2 protein-coding genes are annotated in these 1,561 nt (G+C 73.7%); both read left to right on the top strand.

The features are described from left to right. The first annotated feature begins 110 nt into the window (after positions 1-110). A complete protein-coding gene (locus BN10_RS02910; protein WP_010849668.1) occupies positions 111-1,232 on the top strand; it encodes a site-specific integrase in 1,122 nt (373 codons plus the stop codon). Next, positions 1,213-1,561: hypothetical protein (locus tag BN10_RS17170; protein ID WP_198013994.1), on the top strand; the 349-nt coding region annotated here is incomplete at its 3' end. The genes BN10_RS02910 and BN10_RS17170, both read left to right, overlap by 20 nt.

Below are 1,561 nucleotides of genomic sequence, written 5' to 3' on the forward strand. Positions count from 1 at the left end.
GACGGGGATTGCCGGACGGTTCACTGTTCGACATGTCGAACGCCGGGGTGCCTGAACGGCCACAAGCGGTCCGCGTCCCCCGCGACACCCCGCACGGAAGGGGCTACCCGATGAGCGCCCCGACCCGCATCCGCTCGACCCTCAACACGGCCCGCCTGCGCCGCCTGACCCGCGAGGAGTTCGTCCTCAAGCCCGGTCTCTCCTCGCCCGGGGCCATCGCCATCGCGGAAGCGGTCGCCGCGGTGCGGGACGCGGTGTTCGGGAACACTCTCGGCACGAACTACCAGCCGCTGACGCAGCGGAAGTACCACTCCGACCTCGGCATGCTCGAGCGGTTCCTCACCGCGTCCGGCGCGGTCACGGTCGCGGACATCACCACCGGGATGTGCTCGGCGTTCCTGTACTCCGAACCTGCGGGGGGACGGCACCTGCCGGCGGCGGTGGACGGGTTCGCGGCGTACGGGACGCAGACGAGCCGGAAGACGGTCCTGCGGCTGTTCTTCGTGTTCTGCGCCCATCTTGGCCTGTCGTGGGAGGACCCGTCCCGTGAGGTGAAGACGGTCGGGTCGTCGTCGCGTCGGTGGAAGCCGCTGGACGACGAGCAGGTCGCCGCGCTGAAGCGGACCGCGACCCTGAAGGGGCGGGTCGGGCGCGCGCCCGCGCTGTTGGCGGTGCTGCTGGCCGGGGCGACGGTCGCGGAGGCCGCGTTCGTGGAGGTCCGGGACGTGCGCCTGGACGAGCGGCTGATCTTCCTGCCCGGGACCGGGCGGGCGACCGTCCCGCGGTGGGTGCCGCTGGACGACTGGCAGGCGACCGCTCTCGGGTACCGGCTCGAACGGTTGCGGATCCGGCACTCGCGTGACGGCGAGGCGTACCTGTCCGCGCCGGTGGTCACGGACGGGCAGCCGCAGGGCAAGGCGGTGGAGGCGTCCGCGACAGGTTCGCAGAACGCCGCCAAGGAGCTGCTCGCCCGGTCGGGCCTGTTCGCGCGGGACGGGTACACGCCGCGCAGCATCCGCGCGTACGTGGCCGCGTCCGTGTACGCGGAAACCCGGTCGGTGAACGCGGTCGCGGTCCGGTTGGGCATGGCGTACCTGCCGCGGGCGGCGGCGCTCGCGGGCGCGGACTGGCGGGCCGCGTGGGAGCTCGCCCCGTCCGGGCCGTTGGACGAGCGGTATGCCCTGCCCGGGCACCTGACCGTCGAGCGTGGGGGTGACGACGATGGCTCGTGAGACGCCGCGTCCGAAGGGGGAGGCGCCCCGTCTGGACGTGGTGAAGCGGCGGAAGTCGCCCTCGGGCGGGGAGTCGCTGCACGTGAAGCGGCAGCGGAGGATGGGCAGCCTCGGGAAGCTGGTCGCAGCCGCGGGGGACGCGGGGCTGCACGACTGCGCCGAGGCGCTCGGCCTGCGCGTCCCCGACGACCGCCTGCCGGGCCGCCCGCCGAAGCACGGGGCGTGGGCGATGCTGCTGTTCTCGTCTGCGCGGGCGGTGTACGGCTCCGCGAAACGGGTCGCGGAAGAGCTCCGCGACGAGGGCGTGTGGCCGGCGGGCGTGAAGGCCG

The sequence above is a fragment of the Phycicoccus elongatus Lp2 genome (assembly GCF_000367525.1).
Taxonomy (GTDB): Bacteria; Actinomycetota; Actinomycetes; order Actinomycetales; family Dermatophilaceae; genus Phycicoccus_A; species Phycicoccus_A elongatus.

Excerpts from the sequence above, each read along its gene's own strand:
- BN10_RS02910 (WP_010849668.1), top strand. The coding sequence starts at position 111 with ATGAGCGCCCCGACCCGCATCCGCTCGACCCTCAACACGGCCCGCCTG.